Source organism: Caenispirillum bisanense (assembly GCF_039523075.1).
Classification (GTDB): Bacteria; Pseudomonadota; Alphaproteobacteria; order Rhodospirillales; family Rhodospirillaceae; genus Caenispirillum; species Caenispirillum bisanense.
This window is the reverse complement of the sequence record NZ_BAAAEP010000057.1, coordinates 1-26,118: the sequence shown is the minus strand read 5'-3', so window position 1 is coordinate 26,118 and position 26,118 is coordinate 1. Positions and strand designations below refer to the sequence as shown.

The following is a 26,118-nucleotide window of genomic DNA, read 5'->3' as shown; positions in this document are numbered from 1 at the left end:
CTTCACCAGCCTCGCGCAGCTTACTGCCGACGCTGGGCAAGACATACAAGGGACCACAAAACAAACCACCCCCGCAGGGGGCAAGCGCGACCGCGCGCCGCCGCGCAGCGGCGTGAGCCAAGCGGCCGGAGGCCGCGCCCGGCGCCTGAGGACAAAAACAAACCAAGGCCCGGCTCCCCCCAGGGAGCCGGGCCTTTCCCGTTGCAGGCGGCGGCCCTCCCTCCACCGAAACAGGAACCCCACGGCGGGTACCGCGTTCAGCAGGGGGGACATCGGCACCGGCACCAGCACCAGCACCAGCGCGGAAGAGAGAGGGAGCAGCGGCCATGTTTGCGCAACCGGCCACCTTCGCACCCTATTGCGGACCCGGCGTGGCGCCGGTGGCCCTGTGGGCGACGTGGAACCTGGACCCCTGGCTGCTGCTGGGGCTGGCTGCCTTCGCCGCCGCCACCTTCGCCCCCGCCCTGCGGCGGCGGGCCGGGCTGGCGCCGCCGGACCGGCGCGAGGCGCTGGCGCTGGCGGCCGGTCATGCGGTGCTGGTCCTCGCCTTCGTGTCGCCGCTGTGCGCCCTGTCGTCGTCGCTGTTCTCTGCCCGCATCGGCCATCACATGCTGATGATCGCCGTCGCCGCGCCGCTGCTGGTGGCCGGCGGCGCCACCCGCCTGCTGGTGCCGGAGCGGCCCGACGGCGCCCCGCCGCGCCTGTCGCTCACCGCCGCCACCCTGATCCATGCCGCCCTGCTGTGGCTGTGGCATGCGCCGCTGCCCTATGCCTGGGCGCTGGCGTCGCCGGCGCTCTACTGGCTGATGGAACTGTCGCTGCTCGGCTCGGCGCTGCTGTTCTGGGATGCCCTGGCGCGGCGGCGGGAGGCGGTGCCGGCGGTGCTGCTGACGCTGGTGACCTTCATGGCGCAGATGGGCCTGCTGGGCGCCATCCTGACCTTCGCGCCGCAGCCGCTCTATGCCTTCCACCTGCTGACCACCGCCGACTGGGGCCTGACGCCGCTGGAGGACCAGCAGCTGGCGGGGCTGGTGATGTGGGTGCCGGGCAGCGTGCCCTATGCCGTGGCCGGCCTGCTGGCGCTGGCGGGATGGCTCAACCGCCGGCAGCTCCAGGAGCGGGACGGTGCGGCGTGAGCAGTGTCGCCCTGGTCACCTACCTGAAGGCCCTGCACATCGCCGCCCTGGTGTTCTGGTGCGCCGGGCTGGTGGCGCTGCCGGCCATGCTGCTGCGCCGCGCCGCGCCCGATGACGAGCCGGAGCGCCGCCGCATCCGCATCGCCAACCGCCGCGCCTTCGTGTTCATGGTCTCGCCGGCGGCCTTCATCGCCATCGGCAGCGGCATCGCCCTGATCTTCGCCGCCACCGTCTTTCACCCCTGGCTGTTCCTCAAGCTGGCGGCGGTCGGGGTCATGGCGGTGGCGCACCTGCAGATCGGGCGCGTGGTGATGCGGGTGGCGCGCGATCACGACTGGCAGCCGCCGGCCTGGCGCCTGGTGCCGGTGCTGGGCGGCAGCCTGGGGGCGATCCTGGCGGTCCTGTGGCTGGTGCTCGCCAAGCCGGCGGTGGGCACGCAGTTCCTGCCGTGGTGGCTGCACCAGCCGCTGGCGGTTCAGACCCTGTCGCTGGCAGCACCGCCGCTGCCGCCGCCCGAGGCGGCCGCGGCCGCAGCGTCGTCCTCGTCGACCGCCGCATCCTCCTCGTCCCCGTCCTCAGCCACCATGATGCCGATCTGATGCTCGAACACCAGCTTCCCGCCATGCCAGCCGGCGATGCCCACCGCCACGAACCCGAGGCCCGACAGGAACAGGCCCCAGGGGAAAATGACGGACTCGCCGCCGGCCAGCCGCAGGCCCCAGTTGGCGCCGATCACCGCCAGCATCAGCATGGCGGCGACGGCGTGGCTCCAGCTTTCGCCGCGATGGCGGATGCCGCGCACCGCCAGCAGTTCCAGGGTGCCGACCGCGCCCGCCGCGATGCCGAGCACGAAGCCCCACCCGCTGGTCCATACCGAGGCGCGGGCGAAGAACGGGTCGCCGGTCCACCAGTAGAAGGCATCGCAGCCGAGCGTCGCCGCCACCAGGGCGATGGGGAAGGTGACCAGCATGGCATGCAGCGGATGCCCGGCAATGGCGATCTTGGAGGCAATGGGCTGCAGGTCGGGCGGTTCCATCGGCTTGCTGAGGTCGGGCATGGGGGCGGGGCTCTCCTGCACGGGGCGGCGGCGGACGGCGGGGACGCCGTCGCACAGCGAACGCGGGCAGCACCGCGCCCGTTCGTCCGCCCGACGCGCGCCGCCCTGGCCGCCGTCACCGCCGCCGCCCTGACAGCCTGCAGCGGCCCGCTGTCGACCCTCGACCCGGCCGGCGGGCAGGCGCAGCATGTCGCCCTGCTGTGGTGGGTGATGCTGGCGGGGTCGGTGCTGATCCTGGCCGGCATCATGGGCACCGCCCTCTATGCCCTGCGCCGCAACCGGCGCGGCCATGGGGTGTCGGAGCGCGCCATGCTGATCGGTGGCGGCGTGCTGTTCCCCTTCGTCACCCTGTTCGCCCTGATGGTGTGGAGCCTGGTCGGCGAGCGTCTGGCGGCGGAGGACGATCCGTCCCTGTTCCAGCTGGAGGCGCGCGGCCATCAGTTCTGGTGGGAGTTCACCTATCCCGACGTCGGCGGCGCCCCGCTCTACGGCGCCGGCGAGGCCCTGATCCCGGCCGGCGAGCCGCTGCTGGTGGCGCTGGAGTCGCAGGATGTCATCCACAGCTTCTGGGTGCCGCGGCTGGCCGGCAAGATGGACGCCATTCCCGGCCGCACCAACCTCATGCGGCTGTCGGCCGACGCCCCCGGCACCTATGCCGGCCAGTGCGCCGAGTTCTGCGGCAACCAGCACCTGAACATGCGCTTCATCGTCCACGCCCTGCCGGCGGCGGAGCTGGCGGCGCGGCTGGAGGCGCTGGCCGCCACCGCGCCCGACCCCGCCCTGCCCGGCGCCGCCGACTTTGCCGAGCACTGCGCCGCCTGCCACAGCGTCGACCCGCGCCAGCGCGGCGGCCCCGGTCCCAACCTCGCCGCCCTGGCCTTGCGCAGCCAGCTGGGCGGCGGCGCCCCCTACGCCGGGGCCGACGACCTGCGGCGCTGGCTGCTCGACCATCCCGACATCAAGCCAGGCAGCCGCAAGCCGCCGACCACCGTCAACCACGACACCCTCGACCGCATCATCACGTACCTGGAGAGCACCCGCCCATGAGTCTCGACCCGACCCGGCAGCGGCAGGTGCAGGAACTGGCGTCCCTGTGGGGGGCGCCGCCCGGATGGCGGTCGCTGTCGGCGGTGAACCACACGGTGGTCGGCATCCGCTTCATGGTCACCGCCTTCGTGTTCTTCCTCATCGGCGGCGTGCTGGCCATGCTGATCCGGGCGCAGCTGGCCATGCCGGGCAACGACTTCGTCGGGCCGGAGGTCTACAGCCAGCTCTTCACCATGCATGGCACGGTGATGATGTTCCTGTTCGCCATTCCGGTGATCGAGGGCTTCGCCATCTACATGCTGCCGAAGATGCTGGGGGCGCGCGACCTGGCCTTCCCGCGCCTCAGCGCCTTCGCCTACTGGTGTTATCTGTTCGGCGGCATCATCGTCGTCGGCTCGCTGCTGGTGGGCATGGCGCCCGATACCGGCTGGTTCATGTACACGCCGCTGTCGTCGAGCGCCTATACCCCCGGCATCAATGCCGACGTGTGGCTGATCGGCGTCACCTTCGTCGAGGTTTCGGCGGTGGCGGCGGGGGTGGAGTTCATGGCCACCATCCTGAAGGTGCGCACCGCCGGCATGGCGCTCAACCGCATGCCCATCCTGGCGTGGTACCTGTGGGTGACGGCGGCCATGATGGTGATCGGCTTCCCGCCGCTGATCCTCGGCAGCATCCTGCTGGAGATCGAGCGCGCCTTCGACTGGCCGTTCTTCGACCCCACCCGCGGCGGCGACCCGCTGCTGTGGCAGCACCTGTTCTGGCTGTTCGGCCACCCGGAGGTCTACATCATCTTCCTGCCGGCGGCGGGCATCATCTCCACCATCCTGCCGGTGATGGCGGGGCGGCCGCTGGTCGGCTACACCTGGATCGTGTGCAGCATCGTGGCGCTGGGCTTCATCAGCTTCGGGCTGTGGGTGCACCACATGTTCACGGTGGGCATCCCGCATCTGGCGCTGGGCTTCTTTTCCGCCGCCAGTCTGCTGGTGGTGCTGCCGACATCGGTGCAGTTCTTCGCCTGGCTCGCCACCCTGCTGAAGGGGCGACCGCGCATGGACCTGCCCATGCTGTTCGTCTACGGCTTCTTCTTCACCTTCGTGATCGGCGGGCTGACCGGCGTCATGGTGGCGGTGGTGCCGTTCGACTGGCAGGTCCACGACACCCACTTCGTGGTCGCCCACTTCCACTATGTGCTGATCGGCGGCCAGATCTTCCCGGCGCTGGCCGCCGCCTACTACTGGCTGCCCCACTTCACCGGCCGGACGGCGAGCCGCACCGTCGGCGTCATCGTGTTCTGGCTGATCCTGGTCGGCTTCACCGTCACCTTCCTGCCCATGCACCTGACCGGACTGCTGGGGATGCCGCGACGGGTCTATACCTACGCCCCCGATGTCGGCTGGACGTGGCTGAACCTGACGTCGTCCATCGGCGGCTTCATCATGGCCATTGGCTTCGCCCTGTTCATCCTCGACGTGGTGCTGCAGATCCGCACCGGCCGCCGCACGGCGCGCAACCCGTGGAACGCCGAGACCCTGGAATGGGCCATGCCGCTGCCGCCGCCCACCTACAACATCGGCAGCCTGCCGTGGGTGAAGAGCCGCACGCCGGTCCACGACGACCCGCAGCTGGAAGACGACCTGCAGGCCGGGCGCGGATTGCTCGCCACCCCGCGCAACGGCTGGCGCGAGACGCTGGTGGTCAGCATGCTCGACGGCAAGCCGGAGCAGGTGCTGCTGCTGCCGGGGCCGACCTGGGTGCCGCTCTACACCGCCATCGCCGCCGCCGTGTTCTTCGGTGGGCTGCTGGCCAAGACCTACCTGCTGTCGCTGCTGGGCCTGGCGGCGGTGCTGGTCTGCGCCCTGATGTGGGTGTGGGACGGCGGGCTGAAGCGCGATCCGGGCCCGCTCGACATCGGCTGCGGCGCCACCGCCGTGCCGCACCCGGCCGCCGCCATGCCGCCGTCGCTGTGGGGGCTGGTGTTCCTGCTGGCGGCCAACGGCACGCTGTTCGCCTCGCTGGTGTTCGGATACCTGTTCCTGTGGGTGGTGGCGCCCAACTGGCCGCCGCCGGTGTTCGTGCCGGTGGACTGGGCGAGCCCGCTGGTGACGCTGACCGGCCTCGGCCTCGGCTTCGCCGGCGTGCTGCGGGCGGCCCAGGTCAACCGCCAGGGCCGCGACCTCGGCCGGCAGGCGTGGCTGCTGCTGGCGAGCCTCGGCGGCCTGATCGCGGCGGCCGGCTTCACCGTCGTGCCGGCAATGCTGGCGCCGCCGGTGCAGGATCACGCCTATGCCGCCGTCAATGCCTTCGCCGGCGCCTACATGGCGGTGCATGCGGTGCTGGCGGTGGTGTTCACCGGCCACGCCTTCGCCCGCGGCCGGGCCGGCTGGCTGTCGGCGGTGCGGGCGGTGGAGGTGCGGGCCGCCGTCATCTGGTGGAGCTACACCGCCGGCACCGGGCTGGTCACGCTCGCCGTCATCCACCTGCTGCCAAGGATGGCCGGATCATGAGGGACGCCGCATCCTTTGCCGTGCTGATCGCCGTGGTGGCCGGGTTCATGGTCTGGGCCTCGGCCTTCAGCACGGTCTATGCGCTATTCTCGCTCGGCTGCGCCTATGGGTGGGAGACGCCGCGGCCGTTCGGCCTGCCGCTGTGGCATGCCGCCACCGCCGCCGGCTGGCTGGTCCACATCATCGCCCACGCCGCCCTCATCGCCTGGACGGTGCGCCGCTTCCGCGCCCGGCCGGCGACGGAGCCGGACAACCGCCGCTTCCTGCAGGTCAGCGCCGTGGCCATCGCCGTGCTGGGGCTGGTCACCACCCTGTGGACGGGTGCCCCCATCGTGCTGCTGTCCACCTGCGCCTGACGACTTGACGAGGGTTAAGGCGGCGGCGGGGCGGCGGCGGCAAGGTAGGGCTTCCGCATCCCACAGCAACCGGGACCGACCCCATGCGCAAGATCGTCCTGCTGCCGCTCGCCGCCGCCGTCGGGTGGATCGGCCTGACGCTGGTGACCGTCGCCCAGCCGCCGGTGGTGGAAGTCGCCGCCGCCCCCGCCTGCACCGCCGAGGCCGAGGCCTGGCGCGGCCAGCTGACCACCGGCGGCTTCGAGGTGGAGCCCGCCCCCGCCGCTTCCGCCACCGCCGCCACCGTGCAGGCCGGCGGCGGCCCCTGCCTCGCCGGCCGCATCAGCGGCTTCCGGCTGGAAGGCGCCGTTCCCGCCGAGTTCGTCAAGTACCTGATCCGCAAGCGGCCGCGCGGCGTGCTCGGCCTTACCGTCGTCGACGTCGATCCCGGCCAGGTGATGACCCTCGATGCCGACGGCGGCCGCACCCCCTTCGTCATCCAGAAGAAGAAAGGCTGACCGCCATGATCGCCACGCTGTCCGCCCTGCCCGTGCGCTGGAGGTTCACCCTGTTCGGCCTCGCCGCCGCCTGGCTGCTGTGGGCCGTTGCCATGGTGATGGCCTTCGCGGTGCCGTCCAGCGCCGTCGTGCCGCTGCACCTGCGCGACGTGCTGGCCGGGTTCGTGTTCAGCAACGTGCTGTTCGGCGGCTGCGGCTACATCTTCGGCTGGCTGATCGACAACACCTTCCGCCGCGGCTGAGGCCGGGGCGGCGGCCGGTCATTCCGGCGGCGGCGCCCCCGGCCGCGTCTTCTGCGGCAGGATGCGGTGAATGACCGCCAGCACCACCGCCGTCAGCAGGAACAGCGTCTGGAACACCGCCAGCTGCACCACCATGTCCGGCTCCAGCGGCGTGCTGTCGAGATAGGCATGCAGCATGTGGATGGTGGAGATCAGCACGATGGTGGTGGCGATGCGGAACTTCAGCGGTCCCGCCGCCTCGTCGAAGCTGAAGGTCTTGTGATCGGGGTTGCTGGGCGAGCCGACGCCGGTGATGAAGATCTGGTAGCCGCTCAGCACCACCATCACCACCAGGTTGGCGATCAGCACCATGTCGATGAGGTCGAGCGTCAGCAGGATGGCGTCGCGCCGCGTCATGGCGCGGAATTCGAGCAGCGTGTCGACGATCGACAGGCCGAACTGCAGCGCCAGTACCATCAGCGCCACCAGCAGCCCGATCAGGAACGGCAATTGCAGCCAGCGGCTGACGTAGAGGCCGCGTTCGATGCCGGCCGCCATCTTCTCCCACCGTGACACGGTCCTGCCGCTCCGATAGCCCTTGTGCGATGCGGGGCATGGTCGCCTCTGCCCCGCTGCCGAGTCAAGGCACCGGCGGCGTCTCGCCGTCCAGCACCTCGCTCAGCATGGCTGCCAAGTGGTGGTTGCGGTAGGGTTTTGAAAGTCTGAACGGCACCTGTTCCGCCGCCGGCGGCAGTTCGGCATAGCCGGTGGCCAGGATCACCGGCAGGCCCGGCCGGTCTTCCCGCAGGGCCTGGATGAGGTCGAAGCCGGTCATGCCGGGCATGGCGTAGTCGGTGATGACGAGGTCCAGCTCCGGCTCCTCGCGCACGATCTCCAGCGCCTCGGGGCCGGAGGCGGCCTCCAGCACCTCGTGCCCCATGTCCTCCAGCAGGGCGGTGGTGCCCATCAGCACCAGCAGGTCGTCGTCCACCACCAGGATGCGGGCGCTGCGGGACCGGCCCGGCCCGACCGGATCGCCGCCGCCGGGTGCGACACCGGCGGTACGGCGGACCGTCGCCGCCGCCGCCCCTTCGGCCACCGGCAGCCAGACTTCCGCCGTGGTGCCCTCGCCGACCCGGCTGTGCAGGCGGAAGGTACCGCCCGACTGGGCCGCCGTGCCCTGCACCATGGATAGGCCGAGGCCGGAGCCCTTGCCCGGCCCCTTGGTGGTGTAGAACGGTTCGGTGGCGCGGGCGGCGGTGGCCTCGTCCATGCCGGTGCCGGTGTCGGTGACGGCGATGCAGACGAAGGGCCGCGGCGGCAGTCCCGCCGGCCGGCCGGGATCGTCGGCGGCCACGGCGCGCACGCCGATGCGGATGCGGCCGCCGACGGGCATGGCGTCGCGGGCGTTGACGCACAGGTTCAGCAGCGCCAGCTCGGTCTGGTTGCGGTCGGCGTGGACCGGCGGCAGCCCCCCCGGCAGGTCGAAGACAAGCTCCATGGTCGGGCCGATGGTCGGCCGCAGCAGCGCTTCCAGCCCCAGCACCAGATCATCCGCCGCGAAGGCCACCGGCTGCAGATCCTGGCGGCGGGCGAAGGCGAGCAGGCGCTGGGTGAGCAGGGCGCCGCGCTCCGTCCCCTGCACCGCCGCATCCACCAGCCGCTGGACGTCGCGGTCGTGGGCGGCGCGCTTGCGCAGCAGTTCCAGGTTGCCGAGGATGGCCATGAGGATGTTGTTGAAGTCGTGCGCCACGCCGCCGGTCAGGTGGCCCAGCATCTCCACTTTCTGCGCCTCGTGCAGCTGGGCGAGGGCATCCTTCAGGGCCGCGATGTCGCGGCCTTCCGCCACCAGGGCCACCACCGCCCCGTCGTCGTCGCGCACCGCCTTCAGCGAGAAGTCCACCGGCGTCACCCGGCCGGCGGTGGAGCGGATGGCGATTTCCTCGCGGATGAAGGCGCCCTCCGCCGCCAGACCGACCATGGCCCGCAGGCGGTCGCGCAGATCACCCCCGTTGTGCAACGGCAGATCCCACAGCGGCCGGCCCACCACCTCCGCCTTCGGCAGGCCGAGGAAATCCAGCGCCGTGCGGTTGATCTCCAGCACCGTGCCGCCGGGCGACAGCAGGCAGATGAACTGGTAGGCGGTGTCGAAGATGCCGCGCAGCTTGGCTTCGCTCTCGGTCAGGCGGATGTTGGTCGCCGCCAGTTCGGCGGTGCGCTCGGTGACCTGGGATTCCAGGCTGGTGCGGGCGCGGGTGAGGGCGGTATTGGTGACGCCGAGGTCGCGCGCCAGCTGTTCCTCCCGCCGGCTCAGGCGAAGGCCGACCAGCGCCAGCCCCAGAACCCCGGCGGTCAGCGGCACCAGCAGGGCGACACTGAGGTAAAGGCTGCGGCGCAGCGGCTGGAAGGCGGCATCGACCGGGATGGCCGCCGTCACCACCAGCGGCCATTCCGCCACCCGCAGGTAGGACACCACCGCCCGCTCGCCGCCGAACGGACCGATGAAGCTGCCCGCCGGTCCGTCGAGGATGCGGCGCAGGTCCGACGGGGTCAGCCTGGTGTCGACGGTGTCGCGGTCCAGCCCGGTGCGGGCGATGGCATCGCCATGCAGGTTCCACACCGCCACCGTCTGGCCGGGAAAGGACGAATCGGCCACCACGTCCTGGAAGAAGTGGGGCTGCATGGCCACCTGCACGGTCCCCTGCAACATGCCGGAGGGGGCGCGGATGGCGCGGGAGAAGGTGAACAGCACCTCCGCCGATACCCGGCTGAAGATGGCGCGGCCGACGTGGATGTCCTGGCCCGCCGCATGGGCCTGGAACCACTCGCGGTCCTCCAGGGTGATGGCCGGCGGCTCCAGCGTGGTGCCGCTGGCGGTGGGGCGGGCGGCGGCATCGGTGACCATGATGTAGCTGCCGGGGGTCATGTCGGCCAGTTCGCGCAGCATGGCGTGGGCGGACTCGCCGGTGAAGGCGCGCACGCCGCCGGCGCGCTCCACCGTCTCGGCCACGATGCGGGTGACCAGGGCGGCGGTCTGGATGGTGCGTTGGGCGTGTTCGTCGGTCAGGCTGGCAAGGCGGCTGCTGGCCAGTTCCGCGTTGGCGATGGCTTCGCGGTATTCCACCCACAGGAAGAGGCTGCGCACCAGCAGCGTCGCAAGGACGAAGAGCGTCGCGATGAGGACGATGGCGGTCGAGGCCCGCTTCAGCTTCCACAACGGCATGCGCGACCCTCGCGACGGTTGAACACCCTCAGAAACGCGGCCCCGGGGGCGGTGGGTCCGCGAGGGTTGTACTTTACACCGTCAGCGAATCCCCGCGCGCATGAAACTCGCCACGAACTGGCGCTGGAACAGCAGGAAGGCGACCAGCAGCGGCGCCGAGGTCATCAGCGTGGCGGCGCAGATCACCGCCCAGTCGATGCCCTGGTCGGTGGAGGCGAAGACCGACAGGCCGACCGTCAGCGGCCGCGTCTCGACGCTGTTGGTGACGATCAGCGGCCACAGGAAGTTGTTCCAGTGGTGGCTGACCGACACCAGCGCATAGGCGATGTAGACCGGCTTCGCCAGCGGCACATAGACATGCCACAGCACCCGCAGCGGACCGGCGCCTTCGATGCGGGCGGCATCGTCCAGTTCCGCCGGCACCGTCTTGAAGGTCTGGCGCAGCAGGAAGATGCCGAAGGCGGAGGCGATGTAGGGCAGGCCGATGGCGGCGATGGTATCCACCAGCCCGAGGCTGCGCATGGTGGCGTAGTTCTCGACGATCAGCATGTCGGGCATGATCATCAGCTGCACCAGCACCAGCACGAACAGCACGTCGGCGCCGAAGAAGCGGAAGCGGGCGAAGGCATAGGCGGCCAGCGTGCACAGCACCAGCTGGCCGACCAGGATGCCGGTGACCAGGATCATGGTGTTGAGGAAGTAGCGGGCGAACGGCGCCGCCTCCCACGCGCGGGGGAAGTTCTCCAGGGTGAGCGGCGCCGTCAGGCCGAAGCTGGCGGAATGGGCGGTGGGGTGGAAGGCCGTCCACACCGCGAACAGCAGCGGCAGCACCCAGATCAGGCCGAGCAGCCAGGCGGCCAGGGTTTCCAGCGGCGGCACGGGGCGGGTCATCGGTAGTGCGTCCTGCGGTCGAGGATGACGAACTGGCCGAGCGCCACCAGCGCCAGGATCACCAGCAGCACCACCGTCAGCGCGGCGGCGTAAGCGGTGTCCCAGAACTTGAACCCGACCTCGTAAATGTAGAACAGCAACAGGCTGGTGGTGTTGTCCGGCCCGCCGCGGGTCATGACGATGATGTGGTCGATCATGCGGAATGCATTGATGATGGCATTGATCAGCACGAACAGCGTCGTCGGCATGATCAGCGGCAGGGTGACGCGGCGGAAGAAGGTCCACCGGCCGCAGCCTTCCAGCGCCGCCGCCTCGCGCAGCGACTGCGGGATCTGCTGCAGGGCGGCGAGGTAGAAGATCATGAAGAACCCCGCCTCCTTCCACACCGCCACGGCGATCACCGCGCCGAGCGCCGTCTCCCGGCTGCCGAGCCAGTTGGTGGCCGGCAGGCCGAACAGGCCGGCGATCTGGTCGAGCAGGCCGTAGGACGGCGTGTAGAAGAACAGCCAGATGTTGGCCACCGCGATCATCGGCAGCACGGTCGGGGTGAAGAACGCCACCCGCACCGCCGCCCGCCCGCGCAGCCGGCCGTTCACCAGCAGCGCCATCACCAGCGCCAGGATGACCGAGGCCGGAATGGTGGCGGCGGCGAAGACGGCGTTGTTGGCGAGGCTCTGCCAGAACACCGGATCGTCGAGCATCGCCCGGTAGGCATCCAGGCCGGCAAACCGCGACGGCCGGTTGGGGCGGGCGGTGGTGAACAGCGACGCCCACAGGGTCGCCACCGCCGGCACATGGGTGAAGGCGGCCAGCAGCACCACCGCCGGGAACACCAGCATCCAGCCGTAGAGATGCACCATCCGGCGCGCCATGGAAGCCTCGTACAAGCGGAAGGGAAAAGAAGAGGCTCCGGCGGACCGCGACCGGGTCCGCCGGAGCCGGGACAGGTCAGTGGTAGGCGCGCAGGATGCGCTCGGCCTCGGCCTGCGCCTTCTTCAGCGCCGGCTCCGGCTGCTCGGCGCCGGTCAGCACCGCCTGCAGGGCGTCGTTGAGCGCCTTGGTGACGCGCTGGTTCTCGTGCGTCGACAGTTCGGCGACGGCGTGCGGCAGCTGGTCGCGGGCGACGGCGGCGGCGGGGAAGCCGGCGACGTAGTCCTGCATGGCCTTGGTCTCCCACGCATCGGGGCGGACGGCGACATAGCCGGTGTCAATGCCCCACTGGGCGGCGCGCTCCGGCGTCGTCATCCACTCGACGAAGGTCAGCGCCGCCTTGCGCTGCGCCTCATCGGCCGACTTGAAGACGTAGAAGTTGCCGCCGCCGGTCGGGCTGCCGCGACGGGCCTTTTCCGGCAGCATGGCGACGCCGAACTCGAAGGGCGCGTTGGTGCGCACGTTGGTCAGGTTGCCGGTGGTGGTCCACATCATGGCGACCTTGCCCTCGAAGAAGTCCTTCGGCGTGGTGCCCCACTCGACGATGCCCGGCGGATGGACCTTTTCCTTCACCGACAGGTCGACCCAGTACTGCAGCGCCTCGACCACCTTGGGGTCGTCGAAGTTGGTCTTGTTGCCCTCGGCATTGGCCAGGATGGCGTCGTTCTGGGTGGTCAGGCACTGGAACAGCCAGTAGGGGAAGCCCGACGACGGGATCTGCACGCCCCAGCGGCTGGTGACGTCGCCTTCGCGCCTGGTCAGCTTGTGGGCGAACTCGGTCATCTCGGCCCAGGTCTGCGGCGGCACCTCGGGATCAAGGCCGACTTCCTTGAAGGCCTCCTTGTTCCAGTACATGACGACGGTGGAGCGCTGGAAGGGGATGCCCCAGGTCTTGCCGCCGGTCTGGCTGTTTTCCATGAAGCCGGGGTAGAAGCTGCCCAGCCATTTGGCCTGCGCCTCGCCCTGGATCAGATCGTCGAAGGGAACGATGGCGTCCTCGTCGATCAGGGTGAACATGTCGGTGGACAGGATCACCGCCAGCTCCGGCGCATCGCCGCCGCGCACCGCCGTCAGGGCCTTGGTGATGGTGTCCTGGTAGCTGCCGGAATAGACCGGGTTGATGCGGATGTCCGGGTGCTCGGCATGGAAGTCGGCGACGTACTGGTCGATCAGCTTGGTGATCGGGCCGCCGACGGCCACCGGGTAGTAGAACGTCAGCTCGGTCGCCGCCAGCGCCGCCGGGGCGGCAGCGGTGACGACGCCGGTGGCGAGCGCGGCGGCCGCCAGGGTGTTGCGGAAGAAGGTCATGGGGTCGTCTCTCTCACTCTGCGGGGGGAGGTGGAGGATGGATGAGGAATGGGCCGGCCGCCCCTCAGGCGGGCACGGCGCGGGCGGCCGCCACGGGGGCATCGAACTCGACGCGGCGGCGGCCGCTCTCCGCGTCGAACAGGTGTTGCGCCGCCGCCGGCCACTGCAGCCGCACCGGCGTTTCCGGCGCCAGACGGTGGTGGCCCGGCAGGCGGGCGGTCAGGCGATGGTCGCCGCTGCCGACCCGGCAGCTGACCAGGGTGTCGGCGCCCAGGTAATCGCAGGCGGCGACGGCGGCGGGCTGGCCCTCGGCGCCGTCGGACAGGCGCACGTCCTCCGGCCGCAGCCCGAGGATCAGCGACCCGGCCGCCGCCTGCGGCGCCACCGCCGGCCCCTCGCCGCTGCCGGCGATGCGGCCGCCGGCCAGGGGCACCAGGTCCATGGGCGCGGCACCGATGAAGCGGGCGGCGAACAGGCTGGCCGGGCGGGCGTAGATCTCGGCCGGCGCGCCCATCTGCTCGATGCCGCCGTGGTTCATCAGCACCACCTGGTCCGACATGCTCATGGCCTCGGACTGGTCGTGGGTGACGTAGATCATGGTCATGCCCAGGCTTTCCTGCAGCGCCCGGATCTCCCGCCGCATGTCGTTGCGCAGCTGGGCGTCCAGGTTGGACAGCGGTTCGTCCATCAGGCAGATGCCGGTTTCGGAAATCAGCGCCCGGCCCAGCGCCACCCGCTGCTGCTGGCCGCCCGACAACTGCGCCGGCTTGCGGTCGAGCAGGTGGGCGATGGACAGCAGCCCGGCCACCCGGTCCAGCCGCCGCTGCCTCTCCGCCGCCGCCACCCGGCGGATCTTCAGGCCGAACAGCAGGTTCTCGCGCACCGTCAGGTGGGGGAACAGGGCGTAGGACTGGAACACCATGGCGACGCCGCGCTTGGCCGGCGGCAGGCGGGTGACGTCGCGGCCGCCGATGGTGATGGTGCCGGCGCTCGCCTCCTCCAGCCCGGCGATCAGCCGCATGGTGGTGGACTTGCCGCAGCCCGACGGGCCGAGCAGGGTGAGGAAGCGGCCGGCCTCCGCCGTCAGGGTGATGTCCTGCACGGCGACGGTCTCGCCCCAGCGTTTGGCGACGGCGTCCAGGCTGACGGCGGCGGTCATGCGGAAATGTCCTCGGGCTGGAACGGAATGGCGGCGGTGGTGGTGGTGGTGGTTATGGCATCGGCGGCCACATGCACCGGCACGCCGGCGGCGGCGGCGCGGGCTGCCAGCGGCGGCGGCAGGGGGGCGTCGGTGAAGATGGCGCTGACCTCGGTCAGGCAGCCGCCGCGGGCGAAGGCCTTGCGGCCGATCTTGCTGGCGTCGAACACCAGAAAAGTGGCGCGGGCGTTCTCGGCCATGGCGAGGCGGGCGCGCACCTCGTCGGTATCGAAGTCGAGCAGCCCGCCGCCGTCGTCGATGCCGCCGACGCCGAACACCGCCACATCCACCGTGTAGCGGCGGAAGAAGGCGACGGCATCGTCGCCCACCACCACCCGGTCGCGCAGGCGGCCGCCGGCCAGCGTCACCTCCACCTCGGGATGGGCCGAGGTCAGGTGCCAGGCGGCGCTGACGTTGTTGGTCAGCAGGCGCAGGCCGGGGCGCGGCGGCAGGGCGCGGGCGACTTCCTCCGGCGTGGTGCCGATGCCGACGGAGACAGTGGCGCCTGCCGGCACCTGCGCCGCCACCAGGGCGGCGATGCGGCGCTTGGCGGCATGATTGAGCACCCGCCGGCTTTCGTATGTGAGGTTGCGCTGCGGCTCCACCGCGCCGGCGCCGCCGTGCACCCGGCGCACCAGGCCCTCGGCCGCCAGGCGGTTGATGTCGCGCCGGATGGTCTGCGGCGTCACCTGGAAGCGCGCCGCCAGCATCGCCACTTCGGCGAAGCCGTGGCTGCGGACGAGGTCCAGGATCTGGCTGTGACGTTCGCTTTCGATCATGCGCAAGGGATGCCGCAGCGGCCGCATGTTCACCAGTGAACTTCCCGTTTTCGTTTCTTTTCGTTTTCGTGACACAGCGAGCAGTGGCAGGCGCTATTCCCATTGACAGAATGGCGGTTTGGCGGCAGCAAGTGAGTATGCAACTCATTCGCATAATCATGATCAGCCGCACCCGCATCCGCCCCGCCCTGCGCCCCCTGGTCCTGCCCCTCGCCCTGCTCGCCGCCTGGACGGTGGCCTCGGCGGCGGGATGGACCAACGCCTACCTGCTGCCGTCGCCGGCCGCCGTCGCCCGCGCCGCCGCCGACCTGCTGACGCGCGGCGACCTGGCCGGGCATGTGGCCGCCAGCCTCGCCCGTGTCGGCGCCGGCTTCGCGCTGACGGTGGCGATGGCGCTGCCGCTGGCCATCCTCTGCGCCCTGCTGCCGCGCCTGCACGACCACCTGCGGCTGGTGCTGGAGGTGATGCGCGTCACCCCGCCGCTGGCCCTGGTGCCGCTGCTGATCCTGTGGCTCGGCATCGGCGAGGCCTCCAAGCTGGCGGTGGTGGTGCTGGCGAGCTTCTTCCCGGTGTTCATGAACACCCTCGGTGGCCTGCGCGACGCCGACGGCCGCCTGCTGGAACTGGCCCACACCCTGGACCTGACGCCGGCGGAGCGCACCCTGCACGTGCTGCTGCCGGCCGCCCTGCCCGCCATCATCACCGGTCTGCGGCTGGGTTTCGGCTACAGCTGGCGGGCGCTGGTGGGGGCGGAGCTGATCGCCGCCTCGGCCGGGCTCGGCTACCTCATCATCGACGCCGGCGAGATGGCGCGCACCGACCGGGTGTTCGTCGGCATCGTCGCCATCGCCGCCCTGGGCGCCGCCAGCGACTGGCTGTTCCGCCGCCTGTCCGACCGGCTGGCCCCCTGGCGGCACGGCGAGCCCGGCGCCGCCACCGCCCAGATGGGAGGATGAGCGCCATGACCGGACTGCTGATCACCGGCCTCAGCCGCCGCTTCACCGTTGCCGGCCGCACCATCGCGGCCCTGCGCGCCGTCGACCTGACCGTGCCGGCCGGCGCGCTGGTGGCCATCGTCGGCCACAGCGGCTGCGGCAAGACCACCCTGCTGCGGCAGATCGCCGGGCTCGACCGCCCCGACGCCGGCACCCTGCGCTTCGTCGCCGCCGACGGGCGCGAACGGCCGCGCGGCCGCATCGGCATGGTGTTCCAGGAACCGCGCCTGCTGCCGTGGAAGACGGTGCGCGCCAACCTGCTGCTCGCCCTGCGCCGCCAGTGCACGGGGGCGGAGGCGGAGGCACGGGTGACCGGGGCGCTGGCCGCCGTCGGGCTGGCGGACTTCGCCGAGGCTTGGCCGCATCAGCTGTCGGGCGGCATGGCGCAGCGCGCCGCCATGGCCCGGGCGCTGTGCCGCGACCCCGACATCCTGCTGCTGGACGAGCCCTTCGGCGCCCTCGACGCCCTCACCCGCAGCCGCCTGCACGACGAGTTCGCCGCCCTGCGCCTGCGCCGGCCGCTGACCACCGTGCTGGTCACCCACGACATCGCCGAGGCGGTGCGGCTGGCCGACACGGTGGCGATCATGGCCGACGGCCGCATCGTCCGCCACGAGCCCATCCACGCGCCGCACCCGCGCACTCCCGCCGACCCGCGTCTGGCGGCGGCGGGGCTGCGCATCACCGACTGCATCCTCGGCCGTCCCTCTCACCACCCCTCCACGGAGCACGATCCATGCTGCGTACCCTGAGCCGTTCCCTGGCCGCCGTCCTGGTGGCGGCCGGCCTTGCCTCCGCCGCCCAGGCGGCGGCGCCGGAACAGATCAACATTTCCTACGTCAAGTCGCCCTTCAACCTGCAGAGCATGGTCATGCGCAAGCAGGGCCTGCTGGAGAAGGAGTTCGAGAAGGACGGCATCACGGTCGTCTGGCACGACATCACCTCCGGCGCCCATCAGGCCCAGGCCATGGCCGCCGGCTCGCTCGACATCGGCGGGGTGATGAACACCACCTCCATCCTGCTCGCCAATGCCGGCGGCAACCCGGTGGCCATCGCCGCCGGCGTCAGCCGCCCGTCGCAGACCTATGCCATCGTCGCCCGCGCCGGCGGCCCGCAGAGCGTCGCCGAGCTGAAGGGCGCCAAGGTCGCCGGCCCGCGCGGCACCGTGCTGCACCAGCTGCTGGCCGCCGCCCTGGCGGCCGAGGGCATGAGCCTGTCCGACGTCGAGTTCCTCGGCATGGACCTGCCGAAGGCGCAGGCGTCGGTGATCGCCGGCCAGGTGGATGCCGCCCTGCTGGCCGCCAGCCTGAAGATCAAGGCGGAGGAGGCCGGCGCCCGCACCATCGCCACCGCCGACGGCCTCATCAACCCGGTGCTGGTGGTGGGCGTGCGCCGCGCCTTCGCCACCGACCACCCGGAGCTGCTGGAGCGGGTGCTGAAGGTCCACCGCGATACCACCGCCTGGATCGCGGCCCATGCCGACGACGCCATCGCGCTGGGCGCCGAGGAACAGGGCATCAGCCTGGACGACGCCCGCAAGCTGGCGGCGTGGAGCAACTTCACCGACACCCTGCGGCCGGACGACGTCGCCAGCATCGCCGACGACCTCGCCTTCCTGAAGGCCAACGACATGCTGCAGGGCGAGGTGGACATCCCGGCCCTGCTGCTGCCCGGCGCCCTCGCCACCACCACCACCACCAGCGGAGCCGGCCAGTGACGCCCCATTTCCTCAGCGTCGCCGAGCGGGAGGGAGTCCTGGCCATCGGCCGGGACGACCTGCTGAAGTACGCCGGCCCGTCGCAGATCATCGCCTGCGCCCTGTCGTTCCGCCTGTTCCGCCGGGCCTTCGCCGACTTGAGCCCGGCGGCGCCGCCGCTGCGCGACAGCATCCGGGTGCGCACCGCCTTTCCCGGCGAGGGCGTGCACGACTGCATCGAGATGATCGCCCGCGCCCGCTCCGGCGGCCGGCTGGTGGTCGACACCAGCCTCGGCCCGGCCGTGGCCCCGCCGGCCCCGGCCGGCCGGTTCTACTTCGAGATCGCCGTCGGGGACCGCGCCCGCGCCTACTGGCCGCGGCCGGGGTTCTTCGAGGCGCCGTTCATCGACATGGTGACCCGCTTCCAGGACGGCGCCGGCACCGCCGCCGAGCAGCAGGCCTACATCGCCTTCAAGCACCAGCTCATCGCCCGCCTGCTGGCGGCCACCGATGACGCCCTGTTCGCCAGCCAGGAGATCGCCCCATGAGCGACCAAACCGCCGCCGCCGACACCAGTGCCGCCGACACCATCGCCGTGGTCGACAACGGCACCGTGCTGCACATCCCGTTTTCGGCCTGCGTCGCCTATCATGGCCGCACCAGCATCGGCGGGGCGGCGCTCGGCTTCCGCCTGCTGCAGCACGCCTTCGCCCTGCTGTCGGCGGACGCCCCGCCCGACCGCGCCGACATCACCTTCTTCACCGCCTTCCCCGGCCCCGGCCTGCGCGACGCGGTGGAACTGGTGACCCGCGCCGTGACCCGCGACGCCTACCGCGTCGACACCACCGCCGACGTACCGGGGCCGGAGGGCGTGGTCGGCCGCATGTACTTCGAGGTGGAGATCGCCGGCCGCCGCTGCCGCCTCGCCCTGGTGGAAGGCGCCATCGGAGCGGAGTTCATCGCCCTCGGCCGCCGCAGCAAGACCCCGAACATGACCGCAGCGGACCACACCCGCTGGACCGAGCTGAAGGAGGGCCTGGCCACCACCGTCATGGCCAATCCCCCGGCCGCCCTGTTCGTGACCCTGCCGGCGGAGGGGTGAGGCAGTGGGCGCGGGGGTCATTTGGTGGGGTCATCAGCCAACCCTACGCGCCCCTCCCACACGGTGGATTTGCCATCGTTATCGACATACCCCACCGTCACACCAGGTTGTAGGCCAGCGACGCCTGCCGCCAAGCTGAACAACTTGGTGCCGGAGGTAAAATCGACACAGGTCCTGGCCCCGCCACTCCCTGGCCACCACCGGGGTCCGGCTTCTTTTCGAGCCTTGGCGATCAAACCATTTACTGAATTCAGAACCTGGTTCACATCCTTATAGTCAACCGGTTGCGCGATTGCCACCTCAACGCGCGACACTTGCCCGGTCGCAATCTCGCTCAGCATCCTCTCGACAATTCCCTTGAACACATCCGGCAAATGTTGGCCCCCAACCTTAAAGCTGGAGGTTTCCAATGATGGAAGCACATAGATGCGCTTAAGGTACTTACGGCGCCTCCCCCCTCCCGTCTCGATATGATGCCAGATCATCCGAAGGTTCTGCTGCCAGGGATTGTTGACCTTCCCCTTAAACTTATCGACGTTTTCAAACGATAGATTTTCCAGTTCTTCCACCTGGTCGGCTGACACGCGCGAAAGACCCATTATCAGCGTATGGTGATTCCGCTCCGCCTCGGCGACCTCCCCGGCAACCCGAACGATAAGGCGGCGACCTGAGACACTGAGGAAGCCCATCCCCAGGACCAGGGCCACAGATCCCAAAATCACCGAGAGTAGATCGCTTTCAGGGAACACCGATCTCAAGCCCTCCGACAACCAGCCGCCGCCGACGGACAGGAAGGCCAAGCCAGCAAAAACCCCAAACCATGAGGAAAGGCGCTCCACAACCGCCCTTACCTTCCTCATGGCACGGGATCCAGGCGCCCGTAGCCAGCGGCGGTCTTGGCGCCGAGGCCGAGCCATTCCGCCCCCAGGCGCAGGATCTCTTCCATGGCCTCAACGTCCTCCGCCGGCCCCAACAGCGCGAAAGAAAATTCCGCCCCCTTCTCGACCGTCAGGAAGTAGACCGGCACCGGGTTCGCGGTTACCGGCGGTCCTCGTCTCACTTGATCCTTGCCCTTCCCCTTGCCGACGTAATAGTCGCTATGGTGGTTGTTGATGATGTCCACGGCCAGCCGCGGCCAAGCCGTCGGCAGGGCATCGAAGAAGGTCACGGAGCCGCAGCCGGCATCGGTATCCGCCGCTATGGTCTCGGGACCAAACCAGCGGAGGCAGTCTTCCTCGCGCGCGCCCTGCAACACCGCCGCGCGCCGGCACAGCCCCTTGATGCCGGAGCCGGCGATCACCGGCAGGCCGGTGGTCGGGTCGAAGCTGAAGCCGTTCTCCGACGGATGATCGGCGCCGAGGCCGGTGGCGAAGCGGCCCTGGGTGCGCAGTTTGATCACCCGCAGGGTGCGGCCGGTGTTCTGCTCCAGCTGCTCCAGCGCCCGCTGCCGCCGCGCCAGACGCTCCTTCATCCAGGCCGCCGCCTGCTTCTCCGCATCCTTGTGCCGTTTGACCAGATCATCCAGGGCCCTCTTCAGGGTCATCCCGCCGCCATTCATTGACGGCCGGCTGTCGTAGCCCGACCACAACGGCAGGTAGCGGTCCCACACGAGGCCCTGGTTGGCGGACGGCGACCCTATACGGGCCTCCACAGCCTTGAACCCGTCGACACCGCCGGGTGTGAGCGGACGGCCGATCATGCGGCACCTCGCGGCGCCAGGGCCTTGGCGAATACCTTGACCTGATCGAGCAGCAGGATCGTCTCCCGCTGGGCGGCGACATGTTCGGCACGGCTGACAACCGACAGCACCTTGAGCAGATCCTCCACCGTCACCGACGCCCCCGGCGCATGAAGCAGGCCGAGATCCTCCCCCAGCACCCACTCCGCCACCAGGGTAGCAAGCTCGGTGCCCGCCGATCCGGAGCGGCCGGCAAGGACGCCGACGGTGACGAGCAGTCCCTGCGAACGCACCTGCACCGGCAATCCCTGCACCAGAGCCCGCGCCTCCCCAGCCCAACTGGGGGACCAGGCATTCACCTTTCGGAAGGCGAAGGTGGCACGGCGCAGTCCAAGATCGCGCTTTCTGTCAGACGCCAGCATCATCACCACCCCTCCCCGACCAGGCCCGACATCTTCCGCTCCGCCCTGACCGGCGCGGTCAGCAGCGTACCGAGGCAGAGGCCATGGCCCACCGTCTCGTTGCCGCCGATCTGGAGCACGCGCAGCTGCTCCTCGGCGTCGGAGAGCCTTCCCAGGTCGGCCGTATTGGCATCATCCGCGCCCGGCGTTCGCCGATCAGGGCGGCGAACAGACAGTCGGACGGCAGCACTTCCTCGTACCAGAGGTTGCCTGTCTCACCGCCATAGGTGCCGGTGGTCTTGCCGCTGGTCAGCTTGACCCGCGCCTGCACCGGCACCGCCGATTCCATGAGAGCCGTAAAGTCTGCATCGGGGATGACCACCAGGCCGCTGCGCAGCCGCTCGCGGGTGGCGGATTCGTCCGCCGGCAGCAGGTTGGCGAGCAGATCGCCGATCTTGCGCACCGCCGGATCATGCCGGACCTCGGACTCGGCATAGATCAGATCCTCCAGCACCAGCGCGCCGGCAGCCAGTGCCTGATCGGCAAGCCGGGCGCCGGTACCGGCCGGAAGGTCCAGCGCCCCGGCGTCGATCACGCGGTCGGCGCCGGTGGCGCGCAGGGTGCGTGCCAGCGCCTCCAGCACCAGCGGGCAGGTGACATGCAGGAACGGCCGGCTGAGGCTGCGGGCCGGGTAGGCGAGCAGCCGCGCTTCGGTGAACGACAGGGCGCCGACCGAGAGGCCATCCTCGCCCCCCGCCTCCAGCTTCGGCCCGAACAGGCGCTTGACCGCCTGCTCATCCAGCGCATCGGCCATCACGCTGCGCACCACCCCCTTGATGCCGCTGGCCGGCAGCACCGGAATGCCGGTGGCGGTGTCGCGGGCAATGGGCAGATCGACGGCGCCCGAGGTCTGGCCGGTGCCGTAATGCAGCGGCGACAGGGAATACAGCCCCAGCACCGCGGTGTTGTTCCAGATGCTCATGCTACCTGCTCCGTTGTCAGCGGTCCGCGCCCCACCAGGGTATGGCCGAAGCCCATGGCGGCCTCCGCCGGGTCTCCCAGGGGGTGGCGGTCATGAAGGGCGCGCAGGACGGCAGCGCGGCTATCCGGCGAGCCGCCGCGGAGGCGGATCAGCCAGGCGCTGCCGGCCGGTACGTACATGCGGTTCGGCCGCGGGCGGCCCGACGTGATGTCGAACCCGCCCATGGCTTCCAGCTTTCCGGTCAGGGCGGCCTCCACCACCACCTCCACCCCGTCGGGCCACGAGGTCCGGGCGAGGGGCCGGCGGGGGTCCGGCAGATGGGCAGGAGTGATCGCCAGCAGCCAGAACCGCTCGTCCGCTCCCTCCACCGCGTCGGGCAGGTGGCGGCCGTCCATCACATGCAGCCAGTCAGGGTGTACCGAGGGCGCCGGGCGGAAGCAGGCGAGCCGGCCCTTGCGGCCCGCCGAGACGGCCCCCTGCTCCAGCGCCGCCGCCCTCAGGCCAGGGGCGAGGCGACCGGTCAGGGAGCAGAACAGGCCGCTGCCAGGCTTGAAGCGCAAGGCCTCAGTGAAGAACAGCGCGTCGGCCTGCGCCGTGCCCGTCAAGAGGTCGATGGCCAGCCCCGGCTGTCGCTCCAACCACACGAAGCAGGGGCGTTGCCTGGCCCAGCCGCCGGTCTGCCACGCCCTCCTCTCGCCGCCGACCTGCTCGCCTTCAAGGGCGAACCGCAGGTTGGTGGGGTTGAGCCAACCGTCGAGCGGCTTGGCGTCACCGATGTCCGGCCGACCGAGGCACGGCGCATCATCGCTCGCCCAGGTCCGACAGCATCGGATGCGCAACCGAAGTGATGCGGCGGACGAACATCGGCCGGGACCGCGTGGCATCGCCATGCTTGCCGCGCCCCAGCAGGAAGCGCGGGGCCGGCACCCACGGCGACAGCACCTGCCCCGCCTCGTCGGGGTCCGTCGCGACCTCGGGCGGGGCCGGCACCAGCGCAGCGGGGAACGGCCCGCGCAGTTGCCACCCCTCCGGCAGCGCCTCCGGCGGTCCCACCAGGGCGGCAATGGCCGGCGCCGCCGCCAGGTTGCCAAGGTCCGGTCGTGGCTCGGCGCCAAGCAGCAGGCGCGTGCGGATCAGCCCCTGCACCGTGCGCGGCGACGGCGGAAACTGCGACCGGATGTGGTGCGCCTCCCCCGCCACCGAGGATTTGGGGGGGCCGAAGGCCACCGCCTCGGCCGGTTCGATCAGGAAGGAAACGGCGGTCATCGTACTCATGCCTCATCCTCCCCGTCGGCATCGCCACGGGCCAGCTCCCGGCACACCAGCAGGCCGTGGGTGAACTGTTCCGCCCTGAGCTTGGCCGCCTTCCGCTCACAGTCCGAGGTCGCCTTCCCACCGTCAGGCAGGGTGACCAGAACACCTCGTTTCCAGACCGTGAAGGCAGCGGCGATGACTTCGTCGGCATCGTGAGTCTGCTGCGACCGCTCCAGGCATGACTCGAACAGCCCCCTGAGCAGGCGCTCGATCTCCTTCGCGAGGAGATCAACCTTCTCGCTATCCTTGTTCGCGGCCTGGTAGGCGGTGTCCCTTTCCAGCAGCTGCTCAACCGCTCTGCGGAAGAGGCCCGCGTCCGCCTCTCCCCGCAACGCCGCCAGGGCACCGCCAAGGGAGGGGGCCAGGTCCCGCAGCTTGTAGGGCAGCCGGCCCGGCAGCAGCCCGGAGCCGAAGCCCTCGACAACCCGCCGCAGGACGATCTGCGCCGACGGCACCGCCGCGACGCTCTGCCCGGCGGCTTTCCACGGCAGCGAGAAGCCGGTCTTGATGCCGCCGCGGGAGGCGTGCCCCACCGCCAGCGCCCCACGCCCCTGCCGCTTCGCCATTTTCTCCAGATCCTTGGAGCGCTCCACCAGCCCTCCGAGCGGCGTCTTGTAGTGGGCGATGGCGATACCGGCCGACAGGCTGGCGGCGGTGCCGAGCATCGGCATCAGCTGCCCGACCACGGCGCCAACGTCATAGGCACGCACGACCTCATCGACCTTCCCCCCGGCATGCGTGGCTACCCGCTGGTCGGGGTGGTTGAGGCGGATCGGCTCCTTCCCGTCCCAACCCGGCGGCAGCGGGATCACGAAGCGGTCGCGGGCCTTGGGCTGACTGTAGCTTGCGGCGGCGCCGGGGAAGCGCCAGCTCCACGGCTGCACCTCCGGCTGGGTGTCCACCACCCAGGCGGCGGAAAACAGCTGCTGCAACCGCGCCGCCAGGTCCACCGCCTCGCTTGCCGGCACCATGGCGACCACGTCGTCACCACCGGCATAGATGAGGCGGCCGGAAAACTCCTGCTCCACCACCCACGGCACGATGTGGTGGCTGAAGGTCCCCAGCGCCCGGCTGATGAAGGCGTGCAGGGACGGGCCCATCAGCCGCTTCTGGTGGACCAGATCGGCCCATCCGGCCTTGCCCAGATACTCGTTCCTCTCCAGGCGCCGCAGGGTTTCCGGGTGCAGCACATCCCGCCAGCGGGCGCCGATGGCATCGGCGTCACCGGCCAGCAGCTTCCCCATGCGGTCGCCGTCCAGATGGAGAATGGCCACGCGCTTTCCGGGCGCGGCGATCCCCTCCGCCGCGGCCTGCTTGCGCAGGTCGGCCACGGCCTTCCTGAGGTTCCGGAGCGCTGCCGCCTTGGCCGGATTCGAGCCATACGCCATCAGCCAAGGCAGAGGCGCTGGCGCGGCGTGTGGTCGTTGTGCTACGGCAAAGGCATATAATCTGACATCCCGTTGCTGGACCGTCGTCGCCATGAGCCGTCGCATCGAATGCATGCCTTGCCCGCCGGGCGCCCTTCCTGAGGTCCTCCTGTTGACGCCACCGCGCTTTGCCGACGCCCGCGGCTGGTTCAGTGAAAGCTGGAACCCGACTGCTTTTGCGGCGACCGGCGTCACCACGGACTTCGTGCAGGACAACCACGTCCACAATGCCAGGGCGGGAACCGTGCGGGGCCTGCACATGCAGATCGCGCCGCACGGGCAGGTGAAGCTTGTGCGCTGCCTGCGCGGGGCCATCTGGGACGTCGCAGTGGACGTGCGGTCCGGCTCGCCCACCTTTGGTCTCTTCGCTGCGGCGCGGCTCGATGCGGCGAGCGGCACCCAGATTCTCGTACCGGACGGCTTCCTACACGGCTACGTGACGCTCGAAGACGACACGGACGTCTTCTACAAGGTTTCCGCCCCCTGGAGCGCCGATGCCGAGGTCGGCGTGCGGTGGAACGCCCCAGACCTTGCCCTGCCGTGGCCGGTCGACCCGGCGCAGGCCATCCTGTCGGCGAAGGACGCCGCCCTGCCGTCCTTCGCCCAGATGCGGGAGCGCCTGGCATGACCGTGCTGCAGCTGACTGGCGCCGGCGGCTTCATCGGCTCGGCGCTCGCCCCCCGGCTGAACAAGCCCGGAGAGCGGGTGGTGGTTCTGGACGCGCCCACCTACGCCGCCAGCATGGCGACTGTCGATGACCTGAAGCGCGGCGGTTTCGCGGCCTTCGTCTACGCCGACCATCTGGCCCTGTCCTGGGTCCACACTTACAGACTGCCAGTCATGGTGTGCACCAACGCCTACGGCCCTTACCAATTCCCCGAGAAGCTGATCCCGCTGATGTTGCTCAATGCGCTCGGTGGTAAGCCGCAGCCCGTCTACGGATCTGGCAACCAACTGAGCGACTGGCTGGCTGTCGATGATCATGCGGCCGGCCTGGAAGCCGTCCTACGACGCGGTGTCTGGCGCTCGGCCTCCCGAGGGCGGGCTACTACCGCCGTATCCGGCCCCGGAACGCCCCTCTGTGCCAAGGTTCTTGCGACACTCTGATGGGTGCCGTTTAATGAGCAGGACGCAGGGGGATGTGAGCGATGTCGAAGGCTGTGCCTACTTTTGCAGTTGATGGGGCCGTGCCTTCATCGCCACCTCCGGATCCGGAGGTGGCGATGAAGGCACGGCGGTGCACGTTCACGGCAGCCTACAAGCTGGCGATCCTCGCTGAGCTCGACAAAGCCAAGCCCGGAGAGACGGGTGCGATCCTGCGGCGTGGAAAACGGCGTGGAATTTTGACCCCTGCACCGGCCTGATCGGCGTGGAAA

Annotated in this window: 28 protein-coding genes and 1 pseudogene; 14 read left to right on the top strand and 15 right to left on the bottom strand. The window is 70.4% G+C overall.

Annotated elements, in window-relative coordinates:
* The first annotated feature begins 326 nt into the window (after nucleotides 1-326).
* Together ABD056_RS19415 and ABD056_RS19410 are read left to right on the top strand one after the other, a co-directional pair.
* A complete protein-coding gene (locus ABD056_RS19415) occupies nucleotides 327-1,136 on the top strand; it encodes a cytochrome c oxidase assembly protein (RefSeq protein WP_343869432.1) in 810 nt (269 codons plus the stop codon).
* Nucleotides 1,091-1,486 (top strand): annotated as a pseudogene (locus ABD056_RS19410) (CopD family protein); the annotation flags it as partial. The gene ABD056_RS19415 and the pseudogene ABD056_RS19410, both read left to right, overlap by 46 nt.
* A gap of 125 nt (nucleotides 1,487-1,611) precedes the next feature.
* On the opposite strand, the gene ABD056_RS19405 reads toward ABD056_RS19410, so the two are convergent.
* On the bottom strand, nucleotides 1,612-2,193 hold the full coding sequence (locus tag ABD056_RS19405; protein WP_343869430.1) for a DUF2231 domain-containing protein: 582 nt from the start codon (nucleotides 2,191-2,193) through the stop codon (nucleotides 1,612-1,614).
* Between the two features lie 210 nt (nucleotides 2,194-2,403).
* On the opposite strand from ABD056_RS19405, the gene ABD056_RS19400 reads away from it, so the two are divergent.
* The 5 genes from ABD056_RS19400 (at nucleotide 2,404) to ABD056_RS19380 (ending at nucleotide 6,839) form a co-directional block, all read left to right on the top strand.
* Nucleotides 2,404-3,240: a cytochrome c oxidase subunit II gene (locus tag ABD056_RS19400; protein WP_343869429.1), complete on the top strand. Its 837-nt coding sequence runs from the start codon at nucleotides 2,404-2,406 to the stop codon at nucleotides 3,238-3,240.
* The gene (gene ctaD / locus ABD056_RS19395) at nucleotides 3,237-5,744 is read left to right on the top strand and encodes a cytochrome c oxidase subunit I (protein WP_343869427.1); all 2,508 of its coding nucleotides are present in this window, start codon (nucleotides 3,237-3,239) and stop codon (nucleotides 5,742-5,744) included. Before ABD056_RS19400 ends, ctaD begins: the two co-directional genes overlap by 4 nt.
* Nucleotides 5,741-6,100: a hypothetical protein gene (locus tag ABD056_RS19390; RefSeq protein ID WP_343869425.1), complete on the top strand. Its 360-nt coding sequence runs from the start codon at nucleotides 5,741-5,743 to the stop codon at nucleotides 6,098-6,100. Before ctaD ends, ABD056_RS19390 begins: the two co-directional genes overlap by 4 nt.
* An 83-nt stretch (nucleotides 6,101-6,183) precedes the next feature.
* Nucleotides 6,184-6,597 carry a hypothetical protein gene (locus ABD056_RS19385; protein WP_343869423.1) on the top strand — a complete coding sequence of 138 codons (414 nt, stop codon included), beginning with the start codon at nucleotides 6,184-6,186 and terminating at the stop codon, nucleotides 6,595-6,597.
* Nucleotides 6,598-6,602: 5 nt separating this feature from the next.
* The gene (locus ABD056_RS19380; protein ID WP_343869421.1) at nucleotides 6,603-6,839 is read left to right on the top strand and encodes a hypothetical protein; all 237 of its coding nucleotides are present in this window, start codon (nucleotides 6,603-6,605) and stop codon (nucleotides 6,837-6,839) included.
* An 18-nt stretch (nucleotides 6,840-6,857) separates the two neighbouring features.
* Here ABD056_RS19380 and ABD056_RS19375 read toward each other — a convergent pair whose 3' ends face one another.
* The 7 genes from ABD056_RS19375 to ABD056_RS19345 all read right to left on the bottom strand — a co-directional run bounded on the left by ABD056_RS19375 (nucleotide 6,858) and on the right by ABD056_RS19345 (nucleotide 15,174).
* Nucleotides 6,858-7,394 carry a YqhA family protein gene (locus ABD056_RS19375; protein WP_343869420.1) on the bottom strand — a complete coding sequence of 179 codons (537 nt, stop codon included), beginning with the start codon at nucleotides 7,392-7,394 and terminating at the stop codon, nucleotides 6,858-6,860.
* Between the two features lie 64 nt (nucleotides 7,395-7,458).
* Nucleotides 7,459-10,041 (bottom strand): response regulator, encoded by a 2,583-nt coding sequence (locus tag ABD056_RS19370; protein ID WP_343869419.1) that lies wholly within the window; start codon nucleotides 10,039-10,041, stop codon nucleotides 7,459-7,461.
* 81 nt (nucleotides 10,042-10,122) lie between these two features.
* Nucleotides 10,123-10,932, bottom strand: coding sequence for a carbohydrate ABC transporter permease (locus ABD056_RS19365; RefSeq protein ID WP_343869417.1), 810 nt, complete (start codon nucleotides 10,930-10,932; stop codon nucleotides 10,123-10,125).
* Nucleotides 10,929-11,804 (bottom strand): carbohydrate ABC transporter permease, encoded by an 876-nt coding sequence (locus tag ABD056_RS19360; RefSeq protein ID WP_343869416.1) that lies wholly within the window; start codon nucleotides 11,802-11,804, stop codon nucleotides 10,929-10,931. Before ABD056_RS19360 ends, ABD056_RS19365 begins: the two co-directional genes overlap by 4 nt.
* 76 nt (nucleotides 11,805-11,880) lie before the next feature.
* Nucleotides 11,881-13,170 carry an ABC transporter substrate-binding protein gene (locus tag ABD056_RS19355; RefSeq protein ID WP_343869413.1) on the bottom strand — a complete coding sequence of 430 codons (1,290 nt, stop codon included), beginning with the start codon at nucleotides 13,168-13,170 and terminating at the stop codon, nucleotides 11,881-11,883.
* A 64-nt stretch (nucleotides 13,171-13,234) separates the two neighbouring features.
* Nucleotides 13,235-14,329 carry an ABC transporter ATP-binding protein gene (locus ABD056_RS19350; RefSeq protein ID WP_343869411.1) on the bottom strand — a complete coding sequence of 365 codons (1,095 nt, stop codon included), beginning with the start codon at nucleotides 14,327-14,329 and terminating at the stop codon, nucleotides 13,235-13,237.
* Nucleotides 14,326-15,174 (bottom strand): DeoR/GlpR family DNA-binding transcription regulator, encoded by an 849-nt coding sequence (locus ABD056_RS19345; protein ID WP_343869433.1) that lies wholly within the window; start codon nucleotides 15,172-15,174, stop codon nucleotides 14,326-14,328. Before ABD056_RS19345 ends, ABD056_RS19350 begins: the two co-directional genes overlap by 4 nt.
* A 131-nt stretch (nucleotides 15,175-15,305) precedes the next feature.
* Between ABD056_RS19345 and ABD056_RS19340 the strand changes: the two genes are divergently transcribed.
* Genes ABD056_RS19340 through ABD056_RS19320 form a run of 5 tightly spaced genes read left to right on the top strand, consistent with a single transcriptional unit; the run spans nucleotide 15,306 to nucleotide 18,940 of the window.
* Nucleotides 15,306-16,103 (top strand): ABC transporter permease, encoded by a 798-nt coding sequence (locus tag ABD056_RS19340; protein WP_343869409.1) that lies wholly within the window; start codon nucleotides 15,306-15,308, stop codon nucleotides 16,101-16,103.
* Between the two features lie 5 nt (nucleotides 16,104-16,108).
* Nucleotides 16,109-16,894: an ABC transporter ATP-binding protein gene (locus tag ABD056_RS19335; RefSeq protein WP_343869406.1), complete on the top strand. Its 786-nt coding sequence runs from the start codon at nucleotides 16,109-16,111 to the stop codon at nucleotides 16,892-16,894.
* The gene (locus ABD056_RS19330) at nucleotides 16,879-17,859 is read left to right on the top strand and encodes an NrtA/SsuA/CpmA family ABC transporter substrate-binding protein (protein WP_343869403.1); all 981 of its coding nucleotides are present in this window, start codon (nucleotides 16,879-16,881) and stop codon (nucleotides 17,857-17,859) included. The genes ABD056_RS19335 and ABD056_RS19330 overlap by 16 nt, the downstream gene beginning before the upstream one ends.
* Nucleotides 17,856-18,386, top strand: coding sequence for a hypothetical protein (locus tag ABD056_RS19325; protein ID WP_343869401.1), 531 nt, complete (start codon nucleotides 17,856-17,858; stop codon nucleotides 18,384-18,386). The genes ABD056_RS19330 and ABD056_RS19325 overlap by 4 nt, the downstream gene beginning before the upstream one ends.
* Complete coding sequence (locus tag ABD056_RS19320; RefSeq protein ID WP_343869399.1) at nucleotides 18,383-18,940, top strand: hypothetical protein; 558 nt, start codon at nucleotides 18,383-18,385, stop codon at nucleotides 18,938-18,940. The genes ABD056_RS19325 and ABD056_RS19320 overlap by 4 nt, the downstream gene beginning before the upstream one ends.
* A gap of 17 nt (nucleotides 18,941-18,957) precedes the next feature.
* On the opposite strand, the gene ABD056_RS19315 is transcribed toward ABD056_RS19320, so the two are convergent.
* From ABD056_RS19315 to cas10, 7 genes are read right to left on the bottom strand one after another with little or no spacing between them, the layout of a single operon-like run.
* On the bottom strand, nucleotides 18,958-19,779 hold the full coding sequence (locus ABD056_RS19315) for a hypothetical protein (protein WP_343869397.1): 822 nt from the start codon (nucleotides 19,777-19,779) through the stop codon (nucleotides 18,958-18,960).
* Between the two features lie 17 nt (nucleotides 19,780-19,796).
* Nucleotides 19,797-20,639: a type III-B CRISPR module RAMP protein Cmr6 gene (cmr6, locus tag ABD056_RS19310; RefSeq protein WP_343869395.1), complete on the bottom strand. Its 843-nt coding sequence runs from the start codon at nucleotides 20,637-20,639 to the stop codon at nucleotides 19,797-19,799.
* On the bottom strand, nucleotides 20,636-21,043 hold the full coding sequence (locus ABD056_RS19305; RefSeq protein ID WP_343869393.1) for a type III-B CRISPR module-associated protein Cmr5: 408 nt from the start codon (nucleotides 21,041-21,043) through the stop codon (nucleotides 20,636-20,638). Before ABD056_RS19305 ends, cmr6 begins: the two co-directional genes overlap by 4 nt.
* A 55-nt stretch (nucleotides 21,044-21,098) precedes the next feature.
* Nucleotides 21,099-22,001 (bottom strand): type III-B CRISPR module RAMP protein Cmr4, encoded by a 903-nt coding sequence (gene cmr4, locus ABD056_RS19300; RefSeq protein WP_343869391.1) that lies wholly within the window; start codon nucleotides 21,999-22,001, stop codon nucleotides 21,099-21,101.
* The gene (locus tag ABD056_RS19295) at nucleotides 21,998-22,840 is read right to left on the bottom strand and encodes a type III-B CRISPR module-associated Cmr3 family protein (RefSeq protein WP_343869389.1); all 843 of its coding nucleotides are present in this window, start codon (nucleotides 22,838-22,840) and stop codon (nucleotides 21,998-22,000) included. The genes cmr4 and ABD056_RS19295 overlap by 4 nt, the downstream gene beginning before the upstream one ends.
* Nucleotides 22,803-23,276, bottom strand: a complete 474-nt coding sequence (locus ABD056_RS19290) for a type III-B CRISPR module-associated Cmr3 family protein (RefSeq protein WP_343869388.1) — start codon at nucleotides 23,274-23,276, stop codon at nucleotides 22,803-22,805. The genes ABD056_RS19295 and ABD056_RS19290 overlap by 38 nt, the downstream gene beginning before the upstream one ends.
* The gene (gene cas10, locus ABD056_RS19285; RefSeq protein WP_343869386.1) at nucleotides 23,273-24,646 is read right to left on the bottom strand and encodes a type III-B CRISPR-associated protein Cas10/Cmr2; all 1,374 of its coding nucleotides are present in this window, start codon (nucleotides 24,644-24,646) and stop codon (nucleotides 23,273-23,275) included. The genes ABD056_RS19290 and cas10 overlap by 4 nt, the downstream gene beginning before the upstream one ends.
* 148 nt (nucleotides 24,647-24,794) lie before the next feature.
* Between cas10 and rfbC the strand changes: the two genes are divergently transcribed.
* Entirely contained in the window at nucleotides 24,795-25,370 is a 576-nt protein-coding gene (rfbC, locus tag ABD056_RS19280) for a dTDP-4-dehydrorhamnose 3,5-epimerase (protein WP_343869384.1), read from the top strand.
* On the top strand, nucleotides 25,367-25,849 hold the full coding sequence (locus ABD056_RS19275; RefSeq protein ID WP_343869382.1) for an NAD-dependent epimerase/dehydratase family protein: 483 nt from the start codon (nucleotides 25,367-25,369) through the stop codon (nucleotides 25,847-25,849). The genes rfbC and ABD056_RS19275 overlap by 4 nt, the downstream gene beginning before the upstream one ends.
* The last annotated feature ends 269 nt before the right edge of the window (nucleotides 25,850-26,118 follow it).

What these genes read in the sequence shown, in the direction of transcription:
- ABD056_RS19355 (WP_343869413.1), bottom strand. Translation starts at nt 13,170, where the DNA reads ATGACCTTCTTCCGCAACACCCTGGCGGCCGCCGCGCTCGCCACCGGC.
- ABD056_RS19290 (WP_343869388.1), bottom strand. Translation starts at nt 23,276, where the DNA reads ATGAGTACGATGACCGCCGTTTCCTTCCTGATCGAACCGGCCGAGGCG.
- ABD056_RS19335 (WP_343869406.1), top strand. Translation starts at nt 16,109, where the DNA reads ATGACCGGACTGCTGATCACCGGCCTCAGCCGCCGCTTCACCGTTGCC.
- ABD056_RS19305 (WP_343869393.1), bottom strand. Translation starts at nt 21,043, where the DNA reads ATGATGCTGGCGTCTGACAGAAAGCGCGATCTTGGACTGCGCCGTGCC.
- ABD056_RS19340 (WP_343869409.1), top strand. Translation starts at nt 15,306, where the DNA reads ATGATCAGCCGCACCCGCATCCGCCCCGCCCTGCGCCCCCTGGTCCTG.
- ABD056_RS19320 (WP_343869399.1), top strand. Translation starts at nt 18,383, where the DNA reads ATGAGCGACCAAACCGCCGCCGCCGACACCAGTGCCGCCGACACCATC.
- ctaD (WP_343869427.1), top strand. Translation starts at nt 3,237, where the DNA reads ATGAGTCTCGACCCGACCCGGCAGCGGCAGGTGCAGGAACTGGCGTCC.
- ABD056_RS19390 (WP_343869425.1), top strand. Translation starts at nt 5,741, where the DNA reads ATGAGGGACGCCGCATCCTTTGCCGTGCTGATCGCCGTGGTGGCCGGG.
- ABD056_RS19330 (WP_343869403.1), top strand. Translation starts at nt 16,879, where the DNA reads ATGCTGCGTACCCTGAGCCGTTCCCTGGCCGCCGTCCTGGTGGCGGCC.
- ABD056_RS19365 (WP_343869417.1), bottom strand. Translation starts at nt 10,932, where the DNA reads ATGACCCGCCCCGTGCCGCCGCTGGAAACCCTGGCCGCCTGGCTGCTC.
- ABD056_RS19360 (WP_343869416.1), bottom strand. Translation starts at nt 11,804, where the DNA reads ATGGCGCGCCGGATGGTGCATCTCTACGGCTGGATGCTGGTGTTCCCG.
- ABD056_RS19345 (WP_343869433.1), bottom strand. Translation starts at nt 15,174, where the DNA reads ATGCGGCCGCTGCGGCATCCCTTGCGCATGATCGAAAGCGAACGTCAC.
- cmr6 (WP_343869395.1), bottom strand. Translation starts at nt 20,639, where the DNA reads ATGATCGGCCGTCCGCTCACACCCGGCGGTGTCGACGGGTTCAAGGCT.
- ABD056_RS19370 (WP_343869419.1), bottom strand. Translation starts at nt 10,041, where the DNA reads ATGCCGTTGTGGAAGCTGAAGCGGGCCTCGACCGCCATCGTCCTCATC.
- ABD056_RS19415 (WP_343869432.1), top strand. Translation starts at nt 327, where the DNA reads ATGTTTGCGCAACCGGCCACCTTCGCACCCTATTGCGGACCCGGCGTG.
- ABD056_RS19405 (WP_343869430.1), bottom strand. Translation starts at nt 2,193, where the DNA reads ATGCCCGACCTCAGCAAGCCGATGGAACCGCCCGACCTGCAGCCCATT.
- rfbC (WP_343869384.1), top strand. Translation starts at nt 24,795, where the DNA reads ATGAGCCGTCGCATCGAATGCATGCCTTGCCCGCCGGGCGCCCTTCCT.
- ABD056_RS19380 (WP_343869421.1), top strand. Translation starts at nt 6,603, where the DNA reads ATGATCGCCACGCTGTCCGCCCTGCCCGTGCGCTGGAGGTTCACCCTG.
- ABD056_RS19350 (WP_343869411.1), bottom strand. Translation starts at nt 14,329, where the DNA reads ATGACCGCCGCCGTCAGCCTGGACGCCGTCGCCAAACGCTGGGGCGAG.
- ABD056_RS19385 (WP_343869423.1), top strand. Translation starts at nt 6,184, where the DNA reads ATGCGCAAGATCGTCCTGCTGCCGCTCGCCGCCGCCGTCGGGTGGATC.
- cmr4 (WP_343869391.1), bottom strand. Translation starts at nt 22,001, where the DNA reads ATGAGCATCTGGAACAACACCGCGGTGCTGGGGCTGTATTCCCTGTCG.
- ABD056_RS19400 (WP_343869429.1), top strand. Translation starts at nt 2,404, where the DNA reads ATGCTGGCGGGGTCGGTGCTGATCCTGGCCGGCATCATGGGCACCGCC.
- ABD056_RS19275 (WP_343869382.1), top strand. Translation starts at nt 25,367, where the DNA reads ATGACCGTGCTGCAGCTGACTGGCGCCGGCGGCTTCATCGGCTCGGCG.